This is a genomic window from Herbidospora cretacea (genome assembly GCF_001570605.1).
Classification (GTDB): domain Bacteria; phylum Actinomycetota; class Actinomycetes; order Streptosporangiales; family Streptosporangiaceae; genus Herbidospora; species Herbidospora cretacea.
Map to the genome: position 1 here is coordinate 1 of NZ_BBXG01000007.1, position 21909 is coordinate 21909.

Sequence of the window (21909 nt, forward strand, 5' to 3'; positions counted from 1 at the left end):
CGCCTGGCCTACCTCGAAGTCCTGACCGACGAGAAAGGCACCACCTGCGCCGCCTTCCTCACCCGGGCCGCGGCCTTCTTCGCCAGCCAGGGCATCACCCGCATTCAGCGGGTGATGACCGACAACGCCAAGAACTACCGGATCAGCCACGCCTTCCAGCAGGCCTGCACCGCACTGGGCGCACGGCAGAAGTTCACCCGCCCGCACTGCCCATGGACCAACGGCAAAGCCGAACGCCTCAACCGCACCATGGCCACCGAATGGGCCTACCGCCAGCCTTACGCCAGCAACCAGCACCGCACCCAAGCCCTCGGCCCCTGGCTGGAGTACTACAACACCAGCCGCCCCCACTCAGCCCTCGGCGGCAAGCCGCCCATCAGCCGACTGTCACCAAGTTCATGACCAAGTACACCTAGACCTTCGCCAGCTCCCGCTCCGGTACGGGCTTCCTGGCCAGTCCGTGCCGGAGGCTGTCCCACGTGAAGACGGCCAGGGCCAGCCAGACCACCCCGAACCCGAGCCAGCGCTCCAGCGGCATGGTCTCCTTGATGATCAGCACGCCGAGCAGGAACTGCAGGACCGGCGCGATGTACTGGAGCGGCCCGACGATCGTCAGCGGCACCCTGACGACGGAGGCGGCGAAGAACAGCAGCGGCACGGCCGTCACCACGCCCGAGCTGATCAGCAGCAGGGCGTGCCCCGCGCCGTGGTTGCCGAAGGTGTTGGCGCCGCCCAGGGTGGTCAGGTAGATCCCGGCCGGGATGAGCATGACCAGCGTCTCGATCGTGAGGCTCTCGGCCGCTCCGACCTGGGCCTTCTTCTTGACCAGGCCGTACAGTCCGAAACTGAAGGCCAGCACCAGGGCGATCCAGGGCAGCTGCCCGTAGCCGAGGGTCAGGATGACCACCGCCGTGGTGCCCAGGCCCACCGCGACCCACTGCCACCTGCGCAGCCGCTCGCCCAGGATGACGACGCCGAACAGGATGCTGACCAGCGGGTTGATGAAGTAGCCGAGGGCGCTCTCCACGACGTGGCCGCTGTTGACGGCGTAGATGTAGACGCCCCAGTTGGTCGACACCAGCACGCCGGCGGCGGAGAGCAGGAGCAGCTGCCGCTTGGAGATCCGCCTGATCCACGACCAGTTCCTGGTGATCACCAGGATGACGACCACCACTGCGAGCGACCAGAGCATGCGGTGGGCGAGGATCTCGACGGCGCCGCTGGGCTTCAGGAGGGGCCAGTAGAGGGGAAACAGACCCCAGAGGGCGTAGGCGGCGATGCCGTACCAGACGCCACGGCGCAAATCAGGCATGAACCCTAGTTTGACTGCTGACCTTGTTTATTACAAATAAGTGATGTTGGCTTGATGGTTAAGTGGTTCTAACGGAACAAAGCCTCGGGTGACGTGGTTGAGGAGGTCAGGAGGTAGACATGGGCTGGATCTTCGGTACGAACAAGGCTTCCATGGTGAGCGCGGCCGACGCGCTGCCCGGGCGGTCCACCACTATGCCGGTGGCCTCGGAGCATCTCGTCCTCGGGACGTCCCTGACGCCGCCGTGGCCAGAGGGGACCGAGGTCGCCGACTTCGGGCTCGGATGCTTCTGGGGCGCGGAGCGCAAGTTCTGGGAGACCCCGGGGGTCGTGTCGACCGCTGTGGGCTACCAGGGCGGGTACACGCCCAACCCGACGTACGAGGAGGCGTGTTCCGGGCTGACGGGGCACGCCGAGGTCGTGCGCGTGGTCTTCGACCCTTCCCGGGTCTCCTACGAGGAACTCCTGAAGGTGTTCTGGGAGTCGCACGACCCGACGCAGGGGATGCGGCAGGGGAACGACGTCGGGACGCAGTACCGGTCGGCGATCTACACGCACTCCGAGGCGCAGGAGAAGTCGGCGGAGGCTTCGCGGGCTGCTTACCAGGAGGTGCTGTCCTCGGCGGGGTACGGGGAGATCACTACCGAGGTCAAGGCGGCGCCGGAGTTCTACTACGCCGAGGACTATCACCAGCAGTACCTTCACCGCAACGTTAACGGGTACTGTGGGATTGGCGGGACGGGTGTCGCTTGTCCTGTCGGTCTTACTTCTGGTGAGGCGTAGAGCTGCGGCTTTAGGCTGAATGGCTGGCCCTTGGTCGGCTCCGTGAGTGGAGCTGATCTTGGGCCAGACGTGTTTTCGGCGACGAGTTTCTCTACAAGGTCAAGGCGGCCCGCCTGCGGCGTGCCGCGCGCTGGGCGGTCGCGGGCCGCGCTTTGGCTCTCCCGGCAGTCGCGGTTCGCGCCGCCCGACGCACTGCTCTCCGCAACAGCGGATATGACGTGATTCTATGCGCAACCAGCTAAGAAGCTCATTCGGCAGTTACGTTTGAGTCCATAAGCGTGGTATCGGGCGCAAAGTAGCTCACGGTCATTACTGGAGGATTTCCCAGCCGAAGAATACCTCGGGCGATAACCCGTTTACGGCTTCCATGGCATCGTACGGCAAGTTGATACGTGTCTTCATCTAAATCGAACCAGACGACTCTACGGCGGTGATCGAGTATGGTCTCCATGCCTACTCTGCCGCCTAGTGCTCCTTCTTCTGCTTCGTGATGCAAATCTGTGATAAGGCCATACAGTACGTGCTCTCGCTCTTGCCGTACGCTTTTAAGTTGTTCGGCAATTCGTTCTACAATTACCGCAGATTCCTTCGGAAAAGAGATGTTCCTGATATTTGCGCCCGGAGGGCGCATCGATCGAGACCAGTCGAAGGTTACGTCTAGCTCTGCCACGGCCTCGGAAGAGATAACTGCATCTAGCGCTTGACACATCTCTCGTGAAACTCCTTCTGCGACAGCTTCGGTAACTGTCCTGGCGGAAGGCATCCGATCGGCGGTGACCGCCATATCTTCCAAAGTCTTCAAAGCGCTGGCCATGGTGCTTATCACTCGACGGTCGAATAGAGACTCCTCGACATTGATATCTAAATGTATTCTGTTGTCCTCTGCTGGTGTTTCAGCTGCTGCCGGCAGGGCTCTGCTGATGACCGGAAGAATGTAAGAACCTCGTTGTGTATGGCCGAGGCGGACATGTCTAGCATGATCCCGTGCCTGATGTGGAACGGACTTGCCAAAGTGACCTTGTCTGCGAATTGTGGCAGCAGCCGAGGAGATGACGAGCTTGCGTGCCGCTTGAAAAAGATCGTATCCCGCTGTGAGGGGGATTGAGTTATCTATTAGTTGCGGATGCTGTGCGCGCAGGTTTGTAACGTCATAGTGGACTAGTGAGATCTCGCGGCTAATCTCGTCCGGATCTCTCTGCTCTATCCTTGACAGATCTCGCAATAGAAGGCGAACTCTTTTTGGGAAATCGGATGCTGCTTCTATCTTGGGGATAAGAATATTTTCGCTCGAATGTTCTTCGTGCGTCCATATCTCGGCGATGCTGCCGCCCATAGAAGGCGTCCAGCCCTCAAGGCCTAGGTAGGTAGTGATCTCTTTGACGCCGACGCGCGGCTCGATGTCCGTGATCACGTGACCGCCTCACCTTCTTCGACTCCGTAGCGAATCCGGTGCAACGCAACCTCGAACATATGTTTGAGAGAGACTGTCGTCAAGGTCTGTGTGCGAGGTAGTCGCACTGATGTCGTCGTTGTCCCAGTTGGTGATGGTTCATCCTGTAGTTTCGCCCAATATGCATGGCAGGCAATTAGGAGCCGTTCGGGTTCATGCAGGATCCATGCGTCTAGCTTTGGGGGAACGACCATCAGGGCCATGTAGCCTGGTGCGCTTCTGTCGGGATCGCGGAGCTTGTCGTAGGTCTTCACGTCGAGATCGAATGTGAAATCACCCCGAGACTTGCGGGGTCCATGGGTGCACTTGAGCTGTATGTCTACCATTAGGCCATTCGACCGCAATGTAACGTCTACGCCGTCCTTGTCTACATTCCATTCCGCTATGGTGTAGCCACCCTGTGTAGCAACGGCGAGCATATACGCTTTACTCAGCTGCTCTTTCTGCCAACTGGCCGCCTCTGTCAACCCAGCTCCCTCCCGAGAAGACTTCAGTCGGGAAGCCCTTTTCGTTACAGGAGTCGGTTTTTAGTTGAGTCCGGGCGTGATTGGTCGAAAATATGAGCGATATGGGGATATGCCCTCAATGGGGTATGGATCGACCCGTAGCAAAGCTGCACTGGAGTTCTACAAAACCGGGCCATAACCTTGGCGATCGCTTGTCCGGTCTTGAAATCGTTAAGCACCAGTCGATGCTGGGTCGACTTCCTTAGTTCCAGACCACACGACCCTCACGTAGGGCCAGGTCCAGATAGCTCCGTCCACTCCGCATCGGTCATTGCCGCTAGCCCCTCACTTGCCGCCACCTCGTCTACCCATGCTCGGCTCAGAGAGCCTGACCGCCGCATGCATTCGACTGCAAGACGAGAGCGCACCATCCACGCCACCAGACTTCCCGTGACCTGCAAGACCCGTTGCACGGTCTCAAGATCGGGTCGCTGGTGCACATCGCCCACCGGGACCCTCCCGTGATCGGAATACGGCACGATCACTGGTCGGTGCCTTCTGATTCCAGTTGACCCCTGGAAGTCGGTTGGTCACCGGCTCCCGCTGCATCCAGGTACCCCGGTACATGCGATGCGGCCAACTCGACCGAAGGGACAGTCACTTCCTGACAACCTTCATCGCCTCCCCAGACCCTGACGATGTAGTGTCCGCTCACTTCGGCTAGGTGGACGGTCGCCGATGTTGCGCCCCTGGAGTCGAAGGCCACCAGTTCGGGAGCCTCCCAGGCCAGCGGAGCTGTCAGCGATGACGAGCCCGGGAACAAGACCAAACGCACAGTTCTCGTCTGGTAGCAGCACACGCCCGCGCGAGTCAGCAGCTCACGGATCGCCCGCAACGCCATGTACTGCCCGTCCATCGGCGCATCTGCTGCGTGTGAGCACCTTTCAACTGGGACAAGCGTCCTCTGGGAAGCAGTTGCATCGCGTAAGTGGTGCACCTGATCAGGCATGATCTGCTCCGGGGTTGACGGGCTCGCGCCTTCCCTCTGAGATTGCCTTGAGGCGTCACACTGGCTCAATGTGATTGGCCGGAACCGGGATTGCCGTTAGTCGTCAAGCATTATGACGTGAGGCGGAAATGACGAAGATCTCAGCGGGGCGCCGACGCGCCATTGAGCGTGAAGCGAGGGAGATCATGCACGACTCCCTCCGGCGTGGCCTGGCGACAGAAGAAACGGTGGATCGCATAGTGCGCGCCGTTCCTGACCTGCTACCCCTCGAAGCGTGGCGATTCGCGAATGGATGGACTCGCGGAGAAGTCAGCGCGCGACTCGATCAGCTCTACCAGTCCGCCGGCCTCGCGCCACCTGGAATCGACCAGGCGTCCATCTGCCGATGGGAGCACGGAGAACGACGGCCCAGCGACGAGAGGATCGAATACCTCTGCCGTCTCTACCGGACCCGTCCCGACAAGCTCGGTTTCGGGATCGATCACAGCCCAGCGGACGTCGGCCACATCGAGCGGGTGGGCATCATCGACGCCTACTCCTACACGAGCCAGGCTTCCGAGGGGGATCTGATCTCTCGGGTGCAGGCTGCCCGGCAGCGGATCAACATGTTCGGTCTGACCCGGAACTTCTACCGCCGAGATGGCATCCTCCCGATCTTCGAGGAGAAGTCGGCACTCGTCCCGGTCCAGATCTTCGTGATGGATCCCTACTGCGACTCTCGCCGCGACCGCTACCGGATCGAGCCGTCTGAGGCTGCGATGGAGGACCCCGAGAGGTACATCCGGGAGATTCTCCGGCCACTGCATCAGTCGATGCTCGTCCACCCGAACCTCAAGGTCTTCACGTACAACTTCCCCTGCTCGTTTGCCATCGAGGAGATCGATGACGTCTGCCGCGTCATGCTCTACGGGCACGGAAAGCGCGGCACTCAAGGGCCTGTCATCACGTTCAGCGGGGAGACCTCCGCGTACAACTACTTCGTCGACCAGATCCGTTGGTTGGAGCGGCTCGCTGCCGAGGACGGAACTCCTGAGCCATGGGCAAGCAAGGACATCGTCGTCCGCCTGCTCGACTTCTGATTCGCTCCGCAGGGGGCTCCGGCTCCGGGAGCATCGAGGTTCATCAGCGCGAGCCCTAGTGATGGCTGAGGTGGGGCCGGTCTCCCTGCCTGCCGTCGCCCAGGGCAAGCCAGCAGACCAGCCGCACGAGGTCAAGGCAAGCTCGACGATCACGACAGACGCCGTGAGCCTTGACCCCGCACGTCCGGCCCGCTCCCCGGAGGGGTGGGCGACGGCAGACGGGAGACCGGCGAACCAATATGTGCTGCGCCGAACCCGCGCTGCTGTCGGTCCGAGACGGACGTTTCGGCCTCACCGATAGGCTGCTCATCATGGTGGAGCATTCCGACAGCGAAGGTCCGCCATGGGTATCGACACTGGGCGGGCCACTCATCGTCATTCCAGAATCAGCCTGCCGCCATTGGAATGGCGGACAACTGATGAAGCACCCCGACGATGAAGGAGACTACCGCCGGGCCTGCGACGTGAACGGCTACATAGGACTCATCGACGTGGGACCAGCCAAAGCCCTCGTCCTCGGTGACGGTCCCGCCGACACCACATTTCTGGCCGGATTGAACCTCTTCGTCCGTTGGATCGCCGCGGACTCTCCAGCCCAAATTTTGCACGTCGCTACTGAGATGGCCGGCTCAGCTCGATGGGAGGAGGAACTGACCTGGGACATTCAAGGGCCGGTGATTCTCTTCGACTCTGTACTCGGTTATGAGGACCTCGCCACCGAGGAGCATATCCGTGTAGAGCTTCCAGCCGGGCGCTACTCCGCCCGCGCGGCTTACATCCAAACCGAGAGGGTGTGGACGGTCATTGTGCAGCTTGTCCGCGACCTTCCTGCCTGAGAAGTGCCTCCAAGAGTCATGCTTCACACGCTTTGTCACTCGCGCATCCGAGTCTGTCTAACAGATCAGTTCTCGATCTTTCCGGTGGCTGGGCGGCGGCGTGCCGCACCGCCGTACTCGGCCCTTCGCGGCCTGCCGTCCGGGCTGCGGCCTGGGGGCCGGTCCCGGACGACGCGGCGCGGGCCGTCCACCGACCGGCCGGGCCGCCGTTGCCGAACGATCGCGCCGACCTCAGCGACACGCCGCCGCCTGGTGGGACGCGCAGCCGCCGGCCCCAACCGCTTTGCGGCCCTTCGGGGTGCTTCGCATTGGCGCCGGCCGCTCCGCTCCGCAGTTGTTCAGCCCTTCTGTCGTTCGTTCTCCCGTTTGATGCGCCGAGCAGTGGAGATCTGTTGTCGGGCGATCTCCGCCCAGAAGCGCTCGCCCTCGCTGAGCCCGCTCCCGGCATACCGCCACTGCGACACCGTCACTGTTTCTCGGTCATCCAGCAGTAGCCCCGAAGCAGCGCGGGCGAACTCGGCTCGGTAGTCGGCGCGGGCCTGGCGGAGCGCGCCGAGGGTGACGGAGAAGTGGCGTGACTTGGTCGAGAAGTGTCCCCGGTAGCCGAGCATGTGTGACCACTCTTTGAGTCGCAGATGATCAAAGCCCGGCATCATCGAGAGCGCCCAGCAGGTGTAGATCATCCTCCGGGCATGCTCGCTCACCCTCAGATCTTCGATCTGGATGGGCTCTTTGACCGGCCGGTCTACTGTCCCGGCTGACTCCGCGCCCTTGGTGGCGTACTTGGCGATGTAGGCCGCCACCCGGCCGTCAGACATCCCACCCAGTTCCGCGCCGAGGTAGACCGGTTGCACGTCGAGTTGCTTGCCCCACCTCAGCGCGACATCCGGCCCGTTGTCACGGGGTACTCCGGTCGAGGCTGTGACGGTCACCTGTTCGGCAGTGCGCCGGATGGCCTCTTCCAGCAGGGGGACGGTCGCCCATGAAGGCGGAGGATCGCCGGGACCTTTCGAGCCGTCGAGACGGATCACGGCATGGAAGTGGACCAGGCCCCGCGCCTGGTATTCGGCAACCTTGGCGTAGGACACCCGGAGCTGCCGTCGCAGGTCCGCCCGGGACACCCCGCGTTGCCGAGCCAGCACCGCGAGCAGGTCACGAGTGAAGCGCCGCCACAGCTCACCGGCATGGGCGTTCCACAACACCGCGCCCGAGTAGTCGTAGCAGTCGACGCAGATGGGCTGCCCGAGCCGGGAGTCGTCGTCGCCATGACGCACCCGGCATCCTTCCGGCCGACCGTGAGCGCAGAGCGGATCATCCCGTCGAGGACGGCACGGCAAGGTCTTGCCGTCGCGTACGCGTCGAGCGTGCACCGAGCCGAATGACGGCGCGGTGAAGGTAGCGAACATCCGAGGATGCACGCTGACCTCTTCCGGCACGCCCTTTCCGCCCTGCAACCCAGAGATGATCAGATGGAAGGTGTCGTCCCGATACACCTCCGAGCAGGCCCGGCACCGGGAGGCACGCCGGTTGCCGCACGCCGTCAGCAGGTAGCCGGTCGGCTCGTCAGTCGTCCGGTAGGACTGGATCACCTCACCGGTGGGCACGTCGACCGTGTAGCGCTCACCGTGTAGGCGGATCGGCTGGGCGCACCCGCCGGTGGCATGGATCATCTGCCGCCAGCGGGAGAAGTCGGGCATCGCTGCACGTCGTACGGCTGCCAGTACGTCGAAGGGCAGAGAGGGCATGTCGTTCATGTGGCATCCCCGCCCGAGGAGGCGTCGCGCTCGACGCCGTTCGTGATGCGGACGCTCAGGACGGTGGCGACCCGTCGCCATTTCTTCTCGGACCAGCGTGGAGAACGGGCGGCTTGTCGTCTGCCCCACTCCCGAGCAGACACAGGACCGGGATCAGAGTTCAGGTGGGCTCCTTTCCTCGTGGGCGGAGCCACCGCTGTACCGGGCGGGTCGCGACATGCATCACCGACGCCGAGGCAGCCCGAAGACAGCTCTTGGCGATGATGAGCGGCAGCGAGAACAGAAATGGAGTGCGGCGAGAGTGGGGATGGCGCTCTCTGGGTGGACACCTACCGCCGGGCCGGGTCTCTCCGGCGGATCATCGGTGATCAGTTCGTGGTGTTGTGCCCGGTCTCGTTTATGCGCCTGAGTGATTCGCCGAGATGCTCGCTGTGCCGTGCCGTGGGGAAGACGATGGCTTCTTGCGTTGCTTCGTTTGTACCACTCCGGCGAGCGTTGATGCAGGTCACGAGATGTGAGGCGGGGATCTCCCCTGACGTTCCGTGGCGTCCCCCTGCGTCCCCTGATGCTCCTAGACGTCCCGCTGCCTATGAGAAAAGAAAGGGAGCTGTGGCCGGTTAGTAAGGCCGTAGCTCCCCGAAGACGTCCTCGGACGTCCTGCGGATCAGTCCTCTCGCCAGATGGGCTCAAGAAGATCGGGGTTGAACTTCTTTCGCCCGCCGCCGCACGGGTGAATGATCACCGCGTGGAGGGCCTCGCGGATGTAGGTCCGTTTCACCGTCAGTGGGAGCCCGCCGTCCTCTTCAGCAAGGAACCAGCGTCGCCGGATCTCGCTCACGTCAGCGTTGGAGCGGCTCCGTTGCCGCTGCACGGACGCGGCGAAGCCTTGGGCCTCCGTCCGCAGTCGCGCGATCTGCTTCTCCAGGTCGGCTGCGGTCGGGAAGAAGAGTTCGTTGCTGACGTTGCCCAAGGCCCATTGGGTACGCAGCGTTTCCAAGCGCTCCTTCGCGCCGTCGTACTCGGCCTGCTTGGCCCAGGTGGCCTGTTCGGACGACGCGGAAAGCTGCACCTCTTCGAGCTTGGCTAACACCGCCTCTGAGATGTAGAGGTCCACCATGTCGCCGCGACGCCCCAGGCCGCCGCAGCCGCCGGCGCTCTTGGCGGGACACAAGTAGATGTGCTGCACACAGTCCTTGGAGTGAGAGACACGGAGCGAGGTGTTGCACAGCGAACCGTCCGCCTTGGGTCTGCCGCAGCGGAGTGTGCCGGTGAGCAAGTAGTTCGGTTCGCGGAAGTCCTGCGGGAGGATTTGTCCAACGCGGCCGTCAGGGTAGACGTAGTGCCCTTTCCTGGCGTCGAAGTGGCTCTTCACCGCCATCCACTGTTCCGGCGTCACGATCGGTTCCCAGGAGCCGACGACAGGGTTACCGTCCGGCCCGCGAACCAACTCGTTGTTGATCTGCCGCCAGCCGCAGACCCTGGGGTTGAGAACCGTGACCTTGAGAGAGCTCGATGTCCACGGGTTGCCCAACGAGGTTATGACTCCGTCCCGCTGCCACTGCATGGCGATCGAGTGCAGTGACCGTCCAGCGATCAGATCGAGGATCGCTTGCCGGACGAGGGGAGCTTCGTCGGGGTCGAGGGCAAGCCGGTCAGGCATCCATCCGAAGGGGCGCGTACCGCCGACGGGCAATCCCTGCTCTGCACGGGTTCGATGGGAACGGCGCATACGCCGCTGCATCTTGCGGACCTCCATCTTGGAGATCACCGCACCGAAGAGGCCCATGCTCTCGGCGTCTTCGTTGTAGAGGTCCTTCGCTCCGCGAGCGTCAGCGAACACCCGGCCGTCCTGGTAGGTGATCGCCTCGGCGAAGCGTTCGTAGTCTCCCGGTCGGCGGGCGAGTCGGTCTTCCGCAACGATCACGACACCCTGCACCGCAGTGCCGTTGGGAAGTTCACCGACACGAAGGGCCTTCAGCATGGCCTCGAAGTCGTCGCGGACCACATCGGCCTTGGCTGCCGACTTGTCGTTGTCGGTGAACTCGTGGACGACCGTCCATCCGAGGCGGGCCGCAGTCTCGCGGTTGAGCTTGTGCTGGTCCTGAACACCGTGTTCATCCCGCCTGACGTCGGCGGAGATGCGAGCGTAGGAGACGACCGGAATCTGATCCATGGAACCCCCTCGCATGAACTATTGCGGAGAGGCTAGTACTACCACCAGCAGTACTTGTTCAAGAATCCGGGCGGGTACTGCGGGATCGGCGGGACCGGTGTCAACGCAGGTGACCCGTCCAACTGGTGCCCCACAGGGCTGACCAGTTCCTTTTCTGAGGAGTAGTTCGCGGTTCGGGTGAGACCTCCGGCGGCAGTGGCTGCTCGGGGGTCTCTTTCGTTCGAGGATCGCTGTGCAGACATGTCTTCAACCTCCAGACGGCCAACAAGCCACCCATATAGCATCATCGCTATGACCTGGGGTACGGTTGAGCTGGAGCCTGAGGTTCGCGAGTGGCTCGAAAAGTTGCCGGTGGCCTCATTCGCGAAAGCGGCCTTCTATCGACCTTCTGGCGGCTGAAGGCCCACTACTGGGAGAGCCGTATACGCGGCAACTCGACGGCAAGCTTCGCGAGCTGCGGTTCCACTTGGATGATCTATCAATGCGGGTGAGCTATTGGATCGCCCCGCACAGACGGATCGTCCTGCTGACGGTCTTCCACAAGACGCGGATGCGGGAAGATCGAGAAGTGGATCGAGCTCGGCGGGCATTGCTGCGCTGTGTCGATCAGGCGCCCACGGTGGATGTGGATGAGGAGCCGGCATGAGTGAGGACGCGACGTGGGAGGAGCTCCGGCGGCGGCTGGCCGAGCCTGGCGCGAGTGAAGCTCATGAGGCGGCACGTCTGGCGTTCGAGCTCGGGAAAGCCGTACGGCGGTTGCGAGAAGGATACGGGTGGAGTCAGGCGGAATTGGCCGCCGCTGCGGATATGACGCAATCCGCTGTGGCACGCTTCGAAGCCGGCGGCACGGTTCCTACCCTTCCGGTACTCGAGCGGTTGGCGAGGGCATTGAACGCCGACCTTGAGGTGCGGATCAGTCCGCGAGCCCCGGCCGCTTGACCCGCTTCGGGAGCTGGTGCCGCCGAGCCATCGCGCACCGGTGGGTACCAACGTCAAGCTCGGCGACCTGTCCGGGTGGGCCGCCTGCCAGACGGGCCTGGTCCCGACCGACGAGTAGCTTTATAGATCTCGCTGTACGGCTCGCGCTCAACTCCAGGGCGTGAGCCGTCCTGTTGTCCGGTCACCGTTGATCCGCCACTCGAGGCGCCCCTGGCGCGGGCTGGATGGGTAGCGCTCTCGATCGATGGCCTGGATCCCTTTTGATCGCTCCTGTCAGAACGTGTTCTGATGTACCTTGATGGTGTGAGCACTAGCCATGCCGACGCAGTGACCTTTTCTGACCTGTCGAGAAATCCCCGAGCGGTCGCCGAGCGCGCGGCACGCCTGGGACGCGTGCGTGTCACCCATCGCGATGCTCCAGACTTCTACTTGACGGCAGCGGACCGTGAGGAGGAGCGCGAACAGACGCTCACCACTGCGTCCCGGCTGTTTCTCGCTTTGATCAAGCATGATCCCACTGCGCGTGCGCTGGTCATAGCCATGCCGGAGGTCTTCCCTTGGGTTCGCCACCTGTCTTCGGACGAACTGCGTGCCTTCACTCTGGAACTGGTCGAAGCGCTCTCCGACGCGGCCGAACTGGAAGTCGATACCACCACGCAGGAGGTCATCGCCGGCTGGCGAGCCACTGCCAGGATCAAGGCCGACCCTGCGCACTTCGCCGAGGCTCGAAAGCCCACGAGCGGTGACTTCGGGCCGGTGCAGGTTTCGGCATGAGCCCGAAGCGTGGAGATCGGGTCACGGTGCCGCCACCGGATGGCGAGTGGGATGTCAGGTTCGGTACCAGCGAAGCTGTCAGGGGCTGGGAAGAGCTGTGCCGTCATGCCCTGGCCAATACGCGCCGATGCTTTGAGTTGTTGCGGGTTGACCCCCGTTCCGGCTCCAGCCACGACCGTCAGCATCGCCTACGCGGCGATCTCGCGACTCATCGTCACAACGGCAAGGATTTGGAGCAGTGGGAGTTCGAGGTCACTAGCGGCGGGCGTGTCCGCTATGTCATCGACGATGTCACTCGCAGTGTCTGGGTGATCTATGCGTCGCCTCGGCACCCCAAAGAGACCGAATAGCGACTATTACTGTGCGAAGCCAAGCGCTACCACCGGCAGTATTTGTTCGAGAATCCGGGCGGATACTGCGGGATCGGGGGACCGGGATCTCCTGTCCTGTCGGCCTTGCTTCTGGTGAGGAGTAGAGCCGCGGCTTCGGCCTGAACCACTGGCCCTTGGTCGGGTCCCCGCGGGGAGCTGATCTCGGGCCAGATGTGTGTTCGGCGACGAGTTTCCTCACGAGCTCCAGTCGAGCCGTAGTGCTCACCCCTCGGCGTCGGCGGGTGGGGGGTCGCGGTCTCCATCGGGCGGAGGCCGTCTGGTTAGACTCGACGGATCATGCGCCGGTCATGCCGGTCGCACCATGCCATCTCACTGACTTGCGAGACATTCCATGATCTTCATCACGGCGAAATTCCAGGTGCTGCCCGAGTATGCCGACCAGTGGCCGGAGATCACACGCGAGTTCACCGAGGCCACTCGCGGTGAGCCCGGCTGCTTGTGGTTCGACTGGTCGCGCAGTGTCGAGGACCCGACGGAGTACGTCCTCGTCGAGGCATTTCGGGATGGCGATGCGGGAGGTGCGCACGTCCAGTCCGATCACTTCAAAAAGGCGCAGCAGACGTTGCCCCGCCATCTCGCCGAGACCCCCCGGATCGTCAACGCGACGCTTCCGCAGGACGACTGGTCGCTTCTCGGCGAGATGGCCGTGCCTGAGTCGTGAGGCAAGCGTGCGATCACCGGCTGGAGGATCACCTCCGGCACCAGTGGCACTGTGGCGGTCACCAATCTGAGCCACGACGGACGGCTGGCTGCGGGGCAGAGCACCAGCCCCCGGTTCCAGGGCGCCGGAACCGGGCGGGAGCCACTGTGACCCGCATGGCCAGCTCGCCCGGTGCTCCAGTGCAATGGAGGTCTGGCCGGGCGGTAATCGGCTTGCGGCGAGCCATGCCGAGATCCGCGCATGCTCCGGTCCTGACTGACCCGGCAGTTCATGGTTCACATAAGTAAACGCTTGTAGGGATTGGGGTCTCCCGTCCTGTCGGCCTTCTGGTGCGGCGTAGAGCTGCGGCTTCGGCCTGAATCGCTGGCCCTTGGTCGGCTCCGTAAGTGGAGCTGGTCTTGGGCCAGACGTGTTCTGGGCGACGAGTTTCTACAAGGTCAAGCCGCCCGCCTGCGGGTGCTCATCGAATCTTAAGATTTGCCAGATGGGCCCGTCCTGGGAGGCGAGGAGTGGTATTGCTAAACTTCTCGCCCGCTTTCCTCTCGCCGTCGTCGTGCAGAGTCTGGATGTCTTCTGTGAATGCCTTTCCTGCCGAAAATCAGCAGAGTCTCTTAGTTGAACATGGACTCCATGACTTCTTCATGGCCCAATGGGTCAGCATCGAAGACATCGGCGAGGTGGCGCGGCGGTTGCGCATCGAAGCGGAGACGACAGTCGTGTGCGACTTCCGGGCTGCCATGGAATATTACGGTTCCACGTCCGGGGCGTCGCAGCGGGCTTGGATCACCCGCCTTGCTCCCGGTTGGTCCCTGGTTCTTTATCTCAATGGATTCAGGTCGTCTCCGGAGGCCCTCAGCCTGGGCGGCCAGCGCGTTTTCGATGTCTCATGCATCTACGGTATAGGAGAGATCGATGAACTCTCTTACATCCACAATGGTGTGTGGGATGGAACCATCTATGATGAGGAAGAATATCGCATTCACTGGGAGGATTTGAGATATGACCTTACTTCACTGGAAGGGCAGCTAGAAGAGTATCTATGCGTCTTGGGGAGAGTCAGTGGGCGGTTTCTCGACCGCGACTGGTTCTCATCGCAGGGGCTGCTGGGCATCACCCCCGACTGAATGCGCAGGTCTCATGTGCGGGCAAAGGATGCATGGATCCCGCGGTAAGAGAGGTGAGGCTCTCTTCACGGGCCGTTCGCCGACCGGGGCGACCGCCGTCGCCTGACGATCGCGCCGATCTCAGCGACATGCCGGCGGGGGATGCGCTTTATGCTCGGGAGTGATTCGGCGACAGGGGTTCGGATGTCCTTTCGACGGCTGCCACCCATCCTCGCCGCGCTGATTCTGGCCGGGTTCGTGCCGCTGGCCTCGGCCGGGTCGACGGTCGTGAGTTGGCCCCGGGGGGCCACCACCTGCCAGGAGACGTCACCCGGTGGCGTTCCCGCCTCGTTCGGGGCGCCCGTCGCGATGGACATGGGCGGTCACTCCGACGTGACCTCGGTGGCAGTGGGTGAGCTGGACGGCCGGCCCGTCGTGATCAGCGCGGGTGTCGAGCACACCATCCGGATCTGGGACGGGGCCACTCTGCGACCGATCGGCGATCCGATCCCCGGCGACGGCCCGGTGGCGTACGGCACCGTCGACGGCAGACCCGTCATCCTCGGCCGGAGTCACGGGGCGCTCCAGAGGTGGGACGCGACCACTCGGCTGCCCGTCGGCGGACCGCTTCCCGCCGGGCGGTTCCGTGCCGTCGCGTTCGGCGAGCTCGACGGCAGGGCGATCGCCGCCGCGGCGGGCGCCGACGGCGCCCACGTGTTCGATCTGGCGACCGGGCGCCGGATCGGGCCGCCCCTCGGCGCCGGGAACTTCAGCGCCGTCGCGCTGACCAGCGTCCACGGCGTCCCGCTCGTGCTGACCGGAGAGACCGACGCCGTGATCGCCTGGGATCCGGTGTCCGGAAAACCCGTCGGGAAACCGCTCGCTCTTCAGGACGAGTTCATCCAGAACATCAACACGATCAGGACGACCACGATCGGCGGCCGTCCGGTGGCCCTGATCCCCACGGCCGATCTCGGGGTGATCCGCTGGGATCTGGTCACGCGTGAGGCGACCTCCCACTCGCTGAGGGGGAGGTTCGGCCCTTCGTCGCTCGCCGTGCTGAATGGCCGGACCGTGTTCGTCTCGGTCGAGACCGTCGGGGGAATCCCCACCGACCCTTACGGATCGAGGCTCCGAAGCTCGATCGCGGTCATCGATCCGGCCATCGGTGAGAGGGTGTCGTCCTTCGAGATTCCGGGGCACGTCACGTCGCTGGCGGTCGGTGATCTCGGCGGTCGTCCCGTGATCGTGACCGGCGGGCGCGACAACGTCGTCCGCGCCCACGATCTCGCCACCGGCCGGGAATCCGCTCCTCCCGCCACCGGGGGGCCCAACGGTGACATCCACGGCGTGAACGGGGAACTGCGCGGCCGACCGATCGTGGTGGCCCAGGGGAACGGTGACGACAGATTCCCCGGCGTGTGGGATCTCGGCAGCGGCAGGCCGCTGGACGCGCCGGTCAGGCTGCCCGGGGGCATCACCTCGTTCGCGACCGGCGACTACGGCGGACGAGCGGTTCTGGCCGCGGGGATCGGTTTCGGAGACTTCTCGATCCGGCTATTCGATCTTGCCAGTCGCATGCCGATCGGCGAGCCCCTCACCGGCTCCGACGGCTACGTCAACGGGGTCGCGCTGACCGAAGCCGATCGCCGGACGCTGGTGGTCGGAGCGGTCGACGAGGACGACACCGGTGACGCTTCCTCTCGGGGCGCGGTACGCGTCTGGGACTTTCCTTCGGGAGCGCTGCTGCACGATCTCGCCGTCCGAAACGGCCGAGCCGGGCAGCTGGCCCTCATCAGCCTCGCCGACCGGCCGGTCGCGGTGACCTTCAGCGCCACCCGCGCCCGGCTCTGGGACGTCGGCGCGGGAAAGCGGATGGCGTCGTTCCGCATCGCGAAGACCGAACACTCGGCCCCGGTGGAGATCGCCTCGTTCGACTGTACGGCGGTCGCGATCGTGGCCACAGGCAGGACCGTGGAACTCTACGACCTCGCCACGGGCAAACAGGTCGAGCGTCCGTTGCTCGGCCACTCCAAGCAGGTGAACAGCATCGCCTCCGGACGGGTCGCCGGTGTCCCGATCGCGGTCACCTACTCGCCACAGGACAGGAGCATCCGGGTCTGGGACCTCACGACCAGCCGGCAGATCGCGACGCTCCAGCGTCCTTCCCGCTACCTCGGCTCTCTCTCGATGAGCTACCTCGACGGCCGCGCCGTGCTCGTCGGCGGCGGCCGCGAAGCGCTGTGGACCTGGGATCTGGGGCCCGCCGCGTAATGCGGAAAGACCGCCCCATGATCATCGAACGCGTGGCACACAGTGTTCAGGCGGACGTTCGGCCGGTCGGTGCGGGGCCTGGCTCGAAGAGCTCGACGAGGTTGCCGGCGGGGTCGGTGAGCAGAATCTGGCGTCCTCCGGGGCCCGCCACCACATCGCCGAGGAACGGCAGGCCGGCTTTTCTGAGCCGGTCGACCGTGGTGTCGAGGTCGTCCACGATGAGGTGGATACGGTTGCGGCCGGCAGGGGTGTCCGGGGGTGTGGCGCGGGCGCCGGAGCTGGTAGGGCCGGAAAGCAGGAGTCGCAACGGGCCGCGGACCACGTCCGCGAAGGCGGGTGCGGCGTCCAGGCGCAGGGTGAAGCCCAGGTGAGTGGTGTAGAAGTCGATCGAGGAGCGCACGTCGTCGACGAGGTATCGGACCCCGGCGAGGTGATCGGGTGTCGTCATGGCATGGCCTCCTGGGTGGTCAGGACCGGCAGTAGGTGGCGGACCCGGACATCGATCTCTGCGGCCGTGTCCAGGAATGCCGAGGGGGCGTCCTTGGACGCTGCGGGGTCGGCGATGCTCCAGTGGATGCGCCGGGTGCGGTCGCCGAAGTCGGGGCAGACCTCGCGGACCTTGTCGCACAGGCTGATCACGTAGTCGACATGACGTCGGTCATGGTCGCCAGGGATCGAGGACGCTGTCCTGTCAGGTCGATGCCGTAGCCCTCGTTCAAGGCCTGTACCGCATGAGGGTGAAGCCGTGGCCGGGGGTGGCTTCCCGCGCTGGTGACCTCGACGTGGCCGGCGTGGCGGCGGAGCAGGGCTTCGGCGATCGGCGAGCGGGCGCTGTTGCCGGTGCAGGTGAACAGCACCCCCATGACTGACGCGGCACCGTCCTGCGCCTACTGCCGGCAGAGCACGACGCCCGACGAACCGCCTGGCGGCTGGGTCTACTGGGACGAACACTGGCTCGTCCACCACGGTCCCGTCGAATCCTCCCGGGCGGGCACCATGAAGATCCTCTCCAGGCGGCACTACACCGACTTCGCCGACATGACGGAACGGGAAGCGGCGTCCTTCGGGGTACTGCTGCGCGCGCTCGACACCGCCATGCGTGCCTGCACCGACGCCGAGCGCGTCCACGTGGTCTCGACCCGGGATCGCGTGCCGCACTTTCACGCCTGGCTCTATCGTCGCCCCGCCACGCGCCCCAGCACAGCGAGGCGGTCCATGCCGGCCGGGCGGCCGAGGCGGTGCGCCGGCACCTGTCGGACGGGGCCCTCCAGGCGGAGCATCGACCCCATGGATCAGGTGGCTGAGGCGTCCCGCCTCAGCCACCTGATCCGTTCTTCTAGTAGACGACGTAGCAGTTGACGCCGTCCGACTCGCGGTAGCACTTCGCCGTCTCGATGCTGCTGATCTTGGTGTAGACGTTGGCGTTCACGTAGCGCCACGAGCCGTGGAAGCTGAGCCAGTAGCCCTCGTACTGGACCGTGAAAGCGTCGGTGTCGGCCCAGATGTTGTAGCTGTAGGTGTGGCCGTTCATGCTGCGGGTGTCGCAGTTGCCCCCGGGGTTGACCGGGTTCCAGACGTTGCCCCCGCCCCAGTTCCAGATGTTGCAGTTCGAGCCTTTGCCGACGTTGCTGGCGTTGATGTTCGCCGCGACGACCAAGTTCTGGATGCTGTCGTAGCGGATGACGAGGCCGCAGCACTCGACGGCGGCGGAGGCGTTCGCCGCCGTCGGGGCCTGGAAGCCGATGGCCGAGGCGGCCAGCGCGAACGACATGGCGAGGTAGCGGACTAAGCCGCGCTTTCCTGGTCTCACGTGTGGTCCTTAATCGAGGTGACGATCAGGTCGGGCGCCGATGTACGGCGCCCGTCCCCCGTGACGTGAGTCAGAGTGACAGTGGGCCTCGTCACCGACAATGTCCGGACGCCCTCCTGGGAAGGTGAGACGGAAAACCGCCTCCCACCTGCACGAACACAGCGAAGTGGGACGCCTGCGAAGGGCCTCAGGGCCGGGATTCGATGAGGATCGGCTCTTCGGTGACGGTGATGGAGTCTCCTGGCCGGACGGTCTCCGCGGTGCCGTCGAGCCGGCGGACGGCGCGGACACCGGGGCCGGCCGTGGTCTCGGCGGTGCCGCCGATCGTCCAGCGGATCGTCGCGTCGTGCCGGTCGCCGGGCTTGGTGACGGTGATCTCGCACTGCCAGACGTTCTCCGGCAGGCCGATGGCCGTTCCGTGGCCGCACGACCGGCTGCCGGCGTGGATCAGCCAGCGCTGCAGTTGCTCCACCGCCAGGGCGGCGCGGGTGGGAACACCTCCCACCGCTTGCAGGACGATCGGGATCTTGGTGCCGCCCCAGTTGTAGAAGTACATGCGTTCGAGATTGAAGTTCCGCGCGTACAGACCCGTCAGGAAGAAGCGGACCGCGTAGTTCCGGGCTCTGGTCTCGTCCAGCGAACCCTGCAGGGGGATCGAGTAGGTGGTGCCGGTGTTCCACAGCCGGGGATGGATGCCGGCCTCGTGGAAGGCGCGGTCGACGGTGGTGACGAGTTCCAGCATGCTTTCCGGCGGGTCGGAAGGGGTGCGCTGGTAGAGCTTGATCCCGGCGACGTCGCAGTGGTCGTAGCCGCCGAGTGTGGCGAACCGATGAAGTTTCCGACGGCCTTCGGCGGTCCACAACTGTCCCATGCCGGGGCAGACCAGGGTCGCTTCGGGGTCGGCCGCCCGGATGATCCGGCCCGCGCGGCGGGTCATCTCCACCAGTGTCTCCATGCTGCCCGCGTAGAACCGTGGGTCGTTGCCCAGCACCCACAGCTCGTAGGCCTGGATGCGTCCCCGGTAGCGCTTCACCACGGCGCGGACGAAGGTGTCCCAGTCGTTCAGGTCGTCCGGCGGCGCCGCTCGGGTGCCGTCGGGGTAGGGGCCCACGGCGCCGGTGGGGCTGGCCCACGCGGGAGTGCCGCCCACGACGAACAGCACGGGGAGCCCGGCCTTGCCGGCGCCGTCGACGTGCCGGTCGAGCACCGACCAGTCGAAGGCGCCCCGCTCCGGCTGGATCTCGGCCCAGCGGGTCCCGCCGTCCCACAAGCGGACCGCGCCGACCCGGAACGTCGGCATGGCGCCGGTCGCGGTGTTGAGGGTGACGCCGAAGAGTGTGCGCGGCACCGATGCCTCGGGCAGGGTCCACGAGGGGCCGTTCACCCATTGCGGGGTCTGCCGGGAAGGTTGCCGCACGGGCGAGGTGCTCGCCGTCAGGACGAACACGCACAGGATCACCAGTCCCAGGCCGACGAACGTGAATCCGTGCCGGACATCCAGGTACTTGGACCGCCATGAGATCACGGTGCTCGCCGCCGGCTCCGGCGCGCTCCCGGCCGTCTGGGGGGCCGGCGCGGTCTCGCCGGGCTCCGCCGCTCCGCGGTCCGGGGAGGTGGTCGCGTGTGTCCAGCGCCGGTACAGTTCGGCGAGCTCGGCCTGGCTCGCGCCACACGCCTTGGCGATGCGCTCCACGGTTCCGTAGCTGTCCGGCACGATCACGCCCCGGCAGTAACGGTGCACAGTGGACCGGCTCATGCCGACGCGGCGTCCCAATGCCTCGTAACTGCGACCGCTGCGCTGCTTCAGGTCCGACAGTAACTCGGCCAGATCCTCCGCCGGCGCTGCTCCCACCTCTCACCTCACCTGATCCGGAATGGTGGAGCCTCTTAGGCCGACATGAAGGAGTGAGGTGACCCCGGGAATGTGGACATAAGGGCTTTATGCCGCGAGTGGGAGCCTAGCGGCTCTCTCCGGGGGGTGGCGTGGGGCAAGCTGGTGGCGTGAATGTCCACGTGTCTCCGGGCGCGGTCAGAGACCCGAGGACGCAGGCCGGCCCCAACCCGCAGCATCTGCTGGCGACCCTGCTCGGTGAGTACCTCGACTCCTCGGACGCCGACCTGCCGTCGGCGGCGGTGGTGGCGATACTCGGGGAGTTCGGCATCAGCGAGTCCAGTGCGCGGGCCGCGCTGTCCCGGCTGACCAGGCGCGGCCTCATCGCGGTGCGGGGATCGGGGCGGCCGCCCGTCTACCACCTGACGCCTGAGGCGATCGCCCGGCATCGCTCCCGGATGGACCACTTCCTCGGGTTCGGCGCCCGCCCGCCGCGCTGGACCGGCGACTGGGTGACGGTCTCGTTCTCGATCCCGCAGTCCGGTCCTGCTCCACGGCACGCGGTCCGCAAGGCGCTGGGGTCGCTGGGGTTCGCCCGGCTGTACGACAGCGTGTGGATCAGGCCCGGGTCCGACGCCGGCGTGGTGACCCAGGTGCTCCACGACATCCTGGACGACGTCGACGGCGGCCGGTGGTCGGTGATGCGCGCCCGGTTCGAGGAGGAGGCCGGGCCGCACGGTCCGGCCGCCGCCTACGACCTGGCGGGGCTCGCCGCCGCTTACGAGGGTTTCATCGAGCGCTACTCCGAACTGCTGGTGGCCGTCCGCGAGGGGGAGGTCGACGCGACCCGGGCGCTGGTGGCCCGGACCTCCGTCATGGATTCCTGGCGGAAGTTTCCCGACATCGACCCGGATCTTCCCGAGCACCTGCTGCCGTCGCCCTGGCCCAGGCAGGCGGCCAGAGAGCTTCTGCTGGAGATCCACTCCGCGCTGGGCGCGCTCGCGGAGGAGCGGCTCGTCGAGATCGCGACCCCCCACTGGCCGGACGCCGCGTCCTGGATCACCCACTTCCGGGCGTCGGAGGATTCCGTCTCGGTTCCGGGCCGTGGGGAGCGCTGAAGAAACTTTCAGCCACCCGGCGGTTGAGCGCCCCGGTGCGGCGGCTTTCCCGCCGCCCGCCGCGTGCCGGGGCGTCAGGCGTTGACCTGGGCCGGAGTCGTCCGTTTCCCGGTGCGGGCCGGAGGGGCGGTGGAGCGGTCGCGGACGCTCGCCCGTCAACGCCGCG

The 21909-nt window shown here is 65.1% G+C and carries 23 protein-coding genes; 13 read left to right on the plus strand and 10 right to left on the minus strand.

Annotated elements, in window-relative coordinates; translation table 11 throughout:
* A partial coding sequence (locus AW270_RS14475; RefSeq protein WP_157521959.1) for an integrase core domain-containing protein occupies positions 1-402 on the plus strand: 402 nt, incomplete at its 5' end.
* 10 nt (positions 403-412) lie between these two features.
* On the opposite strand, the gene rarD is transcribed toward AW270_RS14475, so the two are convergent.
* On the minus strand, positions 413-1312 hold the full coding sequence (gene rarD, locus AW270_RS14480; RefSeq protein WP_061294852.1) for an EamA family transporter RarD: 900 nt from the start codon (positions 1310-1312) through the stop codon (positions 413-415).
* 119 nt (positions 1313-1431) lie between these two features.
* Here rarD and msrA point away from each other — a divergent pair, with 119 nt between their 5' ends.
* Positions 1432-2094, plus strand: a complete 663-nt coding sequence (msrA, locus tag AW270_RS14485; protein WP_061294853.1) for a peptide-methionine (S)-S-oxide reductase MsrA — start codon at positions 1432-1434, stop codon at positions 2092-2094.
* Between the two features lie 247 nt (positions 2095-2341).
* Here msrA and AW270_RS38695 read toward each other — a convergent pair whose 3' ends face one another.
* On the minus strand, positions 2342-3505 hold the full coding sequence (locus AW270_RS38695; protein WP_157521961.1) for a hypothetical protein: 1164 nt from the start codon (positions 3503-3505) through the stop codon (positions 2342-2344).
* Entirely contained in the window at positions 3502-4011 is a 510-nt protein-coding gene (locus AW270_RS42115) for a DUF4365 domain-containing protein (protein ID WP_218009225.1), read from the minus strand. The genes AW270_RS38695 and AW270_RS42115 overlap by 4 nt, the downstream gene beginning before the upstream one ends.
* Positions 4012-5127: 1116 nt before the next feature.
* Between AW270_RS42115 and AW270_RS14490 the strand changes: the two genes are divergently transcribed.
* On the plus strand, positions 5128-6078 hold the full coding sequence (locus AW270_RS14490; protein WP_061294854.1) for a helix-turn-helix domain-containing protein: 951 nt from the start codon (positions 5128-5130) through the stop codon (positions 6076-6078).
* Between the two features lie 311 nt (positions 6079-6389).
* Positions 6390-6914 carry an Imm21 family immunity protein gene (locus tag AW270_RS14495; RefSeq protein ID WP_063819226.1) on the plus strand — a complete coding sequence of 175 codons (525 nt, stop codon included), beginning with the start codon at positions 6390-6392 and terminating at the stop codon, positions 6912-6914.
* A gap of 338 nt (positions 6915-7252) precedes the next feature.
* On the opposite strand, the gene AW270_RS14500 is transcribed toward AW270_RS14495, so the two are convergent.
* Entirely contained in the window at positions 7253-8668 is a 1416-nt protein-coding gene (locus AW270_RS14500; protein WP_218009226.1) for a replication initiator, read from the minus strand.
* Positions 8669-9332: 664 nt separating this feature from the next.
* Positions 9333-10841, minus strand: coding sequence for a recombinase family protein (locus AW270_RS14505; protein ID WP_061294856.1), 1509 nt, complete (start codon positions 10839-10841; stop codon positions 9333-9335).
* A gap of 307 nt (positions 10842-11148) precedes the next feature.
* Here AW270_RS14505 and AW270_RS37705 point away from each other — a divergent pair, with 307 nt between their 5' ends.
* The 7 genes from AW270_RS37705 to AW270_RS14525 all read left to right on the plus strand — a co-directional run bounded on the left by AW270_RS37705 (position 11149) and on the right by AW270_RS14525 (position 16984).
* Positions 11149-11487, plus strand: a complete 339-nt coding sequence (locus AW270_RS37705) for a type II toxin-antitoxin system RelE/ParE family toxin (RefSeq protein WP_245674714.1) — start codon at positions 11149-11151, stop codon at positions 11485-11487.
* Positions 11484-11780 carry a helix-turn-helix transcriptional regulator gene (locus tag AW270_RS37710; protein WP_082801556.1) on the plus strand — a complete coding sequence of 99 codons (297 nt, stop codon included), beginning with the start codon at positions 11484-11486 and terminating at the stop codon, positions 11778-11780. The genes AW270_RS37705 and AW270_RS37710 overlap by 4 nt, the downstream gene beginning before the upstream one ends.
* A 303-nt stretch (positions 11781-12083) precedes the next feature.
* Positions 12084-12554: a hypothetical protein gene (locus AW270_RS14510; RefSeq protein WP_061295286.1), complete on the plus strand. Its 471-nt coding sequence runs from the start codon at positions 12084-12086 to the stop codon at positions 12552-12554.
* Positions 12551-12904 (plus strand): hypothetical protein, encoded by a 354-nt coding sequence (locus AW270_RS37715; protein WP_082801557.1) that lies wholly within the window; start codon positions 12551-12553, stop codon positions 12902-12904. The genes AW270_RS14510 and AW270_RS37715 overlap by 4 nt, the downstream gene beginning before the upstream one ends.
* Before the next feature lie 373 nt (positions 12905-13277).
* Positions 13278-13607: a putative quinol monooxygenase gene (locus tag AW270_RS14515; protein ID WP_061294857.1), complete on the plus strand. Its 330-nt coding sequence runs from the start codon at positions 13278-13280 to the stop codon at positions 13605-13607.
* 566 nt (positions 13608-14173) lie between these two features.
* Positions 14174-14731: a hypothetical protein gene (locus AW270_RS14520; RefSeq protein ID WP_157521963.1), complete on the plus strand. Its 558-nt coding sequence runs from the start codon at positions 14174-14176 to the stop codon at positions 14729-14731.
* Positions 14732-14914: 183 nt separating this feature from the next.
* The gene (locus AW270_RS14525; protein ID WP_061294859.1) at positions 14915-16984 is read left to right on the plus strand and encodes a WD40 repeat domain-containing protein; all 2070 of its coding nucleotides are present in this window, start codon (positions 14915-14917) and stop codon (positions 16982-16984) included.
* 46 nt (positions 16985-17030) lie between these two features.
* On the opposite strand, the gene AW270_RS14530 is transcribed toward AW270_RS14525, so the two are convergent.
* The 3 genes from AW270_RS14530 to AW270_RS41175 are packed head-to-tail and all read right to left on the minus strand — an operon-like array spanning position 17031 to position 17847.
* Entirely contained in the window at positions 17031-17432 is a 402-nt protein-coding gene (locus AW270_RS14530) for a VOC family protein (RefSeq protein ID WP_061294860.1), read from the minus strand.
* Positions 17429-17623 (minus strand): low molecular weight phosphatase family protein, encoded by a 195-nt coding sequence (locus AW270_RS41170; protein ID WP_061294861.1) that lies wholly within the window; start codon positions 17621-17623, stop codon positions 17429-17431. Before AW270_RS41170 ends, AW270_RS14530 begins: the two co-directional genes overlap by 4 nt.
* Positions 17620-17847, minus strand: a complete 228-nt coding sequence (locus AW270_RS41175) for an arsenate reductase/protein-tyrosine-phosphatase family protein (RefSeq protein ID WP_245674715.1) — start codon at positions 17845-17847, stop codon at positions 17620-17622. Before AW270_RS41175 ends, AW270_RS41170 begins: the two co-directional genes overlap by 4 nt.
* Here AW270_RS41175 and AW270_RS14540 point away from each other — a divergent pair.
* Positions 17846-18343, plus strand: coding sequence for an HIT family protein (locus AW270_RS14540; protein WP_082801558.1), 498 nt, complete (start codon positions 17846-17848; stop codon positions 18341-18343). The genes AW270_RS41175 and AW270_RS14540 overlap by 2 nt on opposite strands.
* Here AW270_RS14540 and AW270_RS14545 read toward each other — a convergent pair.
* A complete protein-coding gene (locus AW270_RS14545) occupies positions 18321-18794 on the minus strand; it encodes a hypothetical protein (protein ID WP_157521967.1) in 474 nt (157 codons plus the stop codon). The two genes, AW270_RS14540 and AW270_RS14545, sit on opposite strands and share 23 nt — an antisense overlap.
* A 187-nt stretch (positions 18795-18981) precedes the next feature.
* Positions 18982-20646 carry a helix-turn-helix domain-containing protein gene (locus AW270_RS14550; RefSeq protein WP_063819217.1) on the minus strand — a complete coding sequence of 555 codons (1665 nt, stop codon included), beginning with the start codon at positions 20644-20646 and terminating at the stop codon, positions 18982-18984.
* 149 nt (positions 20647-20795) lie between these two features.
* Between AW270_RS14550 and AW270_RS14555 the strand changes: the two genes are divergently transcribed.
* Positions 20796-21743 carry a PaaX family transcriptional regulator gene (locus tag AW270_RS14555; RefSeq protein WP_061294865.1) on the plus strand — a complete coding sequence of 316 codons (948 nt, stop codon included), beginning with the start codon at positions 20796-20798 and terminating at the stop codon, positions 21741-21743.
* Positions 21744-21909 lie beyond the last annotated feature (166 nt).

Bases quoted from the DNA above. Each gene is read 5' to 3' on its own strand.
- msrA (WP_061294853.1), top strand. From the start codon at position 1,432: ATGGGCTGGATCTTCGGTACGAACAAGGCTTCCATGGTGAGCGCGGCC.
- AW270_RS14505 (WP_061294856.1), bottom strand. From the start codon at position 10,841: ATGGATCAGATTCCGGTCGTCTCCTACGCTCGCATCTCCGCCGACGTC.
- AW270_RS14540 (WP_082801558.1), top strand. From the start codon at position 17,846: ATGACTGACGCGGCACCGTCCTGCGCCTACTGCCGGCAGAGCACGACG.
- AW270_RS37710 (WP_082801556.1), top strand. From the start codon at position 11,484: ATGAGTGAGGACGCGACGTGGGAGGAGCTCCGGCGGCGGCTGGCCGAG.
- AW270_RS14515 (WP_061294857.1), top strand. From the start codon at position 13,278: ATGATCTTCATCACGGCGAAATTCCAGGTGCTGCCCGAGTATGCCGAC.
- AW270_RS14495 (WP_063819226.1), top strand. From the start codon at position 6,390: ATGGTGGAGCATTCCGACAGCGAAGGTCCGCCATGGGTATCGACACTG.
- AW270_RS14525 (WP_061294859.1), top strand. From the start codon at position 14,915: ATGTCCTTTCGACGGCTGCCACCCATCCTCGCCGCGCTGATTCTGGCC.
- AW270_RS14490 (WP_061294854.1), top strand. From the start codon at position 5,128: ATGACGAAGATCTCAGCGGGGCGCCGACGCGCCATTGAGCGTGAAGCG.
- AW270_RS14520 (WP_157521963.1), top strand. From the start codon at position 14,174: ATGTCTTCTGTGAATGCCTTTCCTGCCGAAAATCAGCAGAGTCTCTTA.
- AW270_RS37715 (WP_082801557.1), top strand. From the start codon at position 12,551: ATGAGCCCGAAGCGTGGAGATCGGGTCACGGTGCCGCCACCGGATGGC.
- AW270_RS41175 (WP_245674715.1), bottom strand. From the start codon at position 17,847: ATGGGGGTGCTGTTCACCTGCACCGGCAACAGCGCCCGCTCGCCGATC.
- AW270_RS14530 (WP_061294860.1), bottom strand. From the start codon at position 17,432: ATGACGACACCCGATCACCTCGCCGGGGTCCGATACCTCGTCGACGAC.
- rarD (WP_061294852.1), bottom strand. From the start codon at position 1,312: ATGCCTGATTTGCGCCGTGGCGTCTGGTACGGCATCGCCGCCTACGCC.
- AW270_RS14500 (WP_218009226.1), bottom strand. From the start codon at position 8,668: ATGAACGACATGCCCTCTCTGCCCTTCGACGTACTGGCAGCCGTACGA.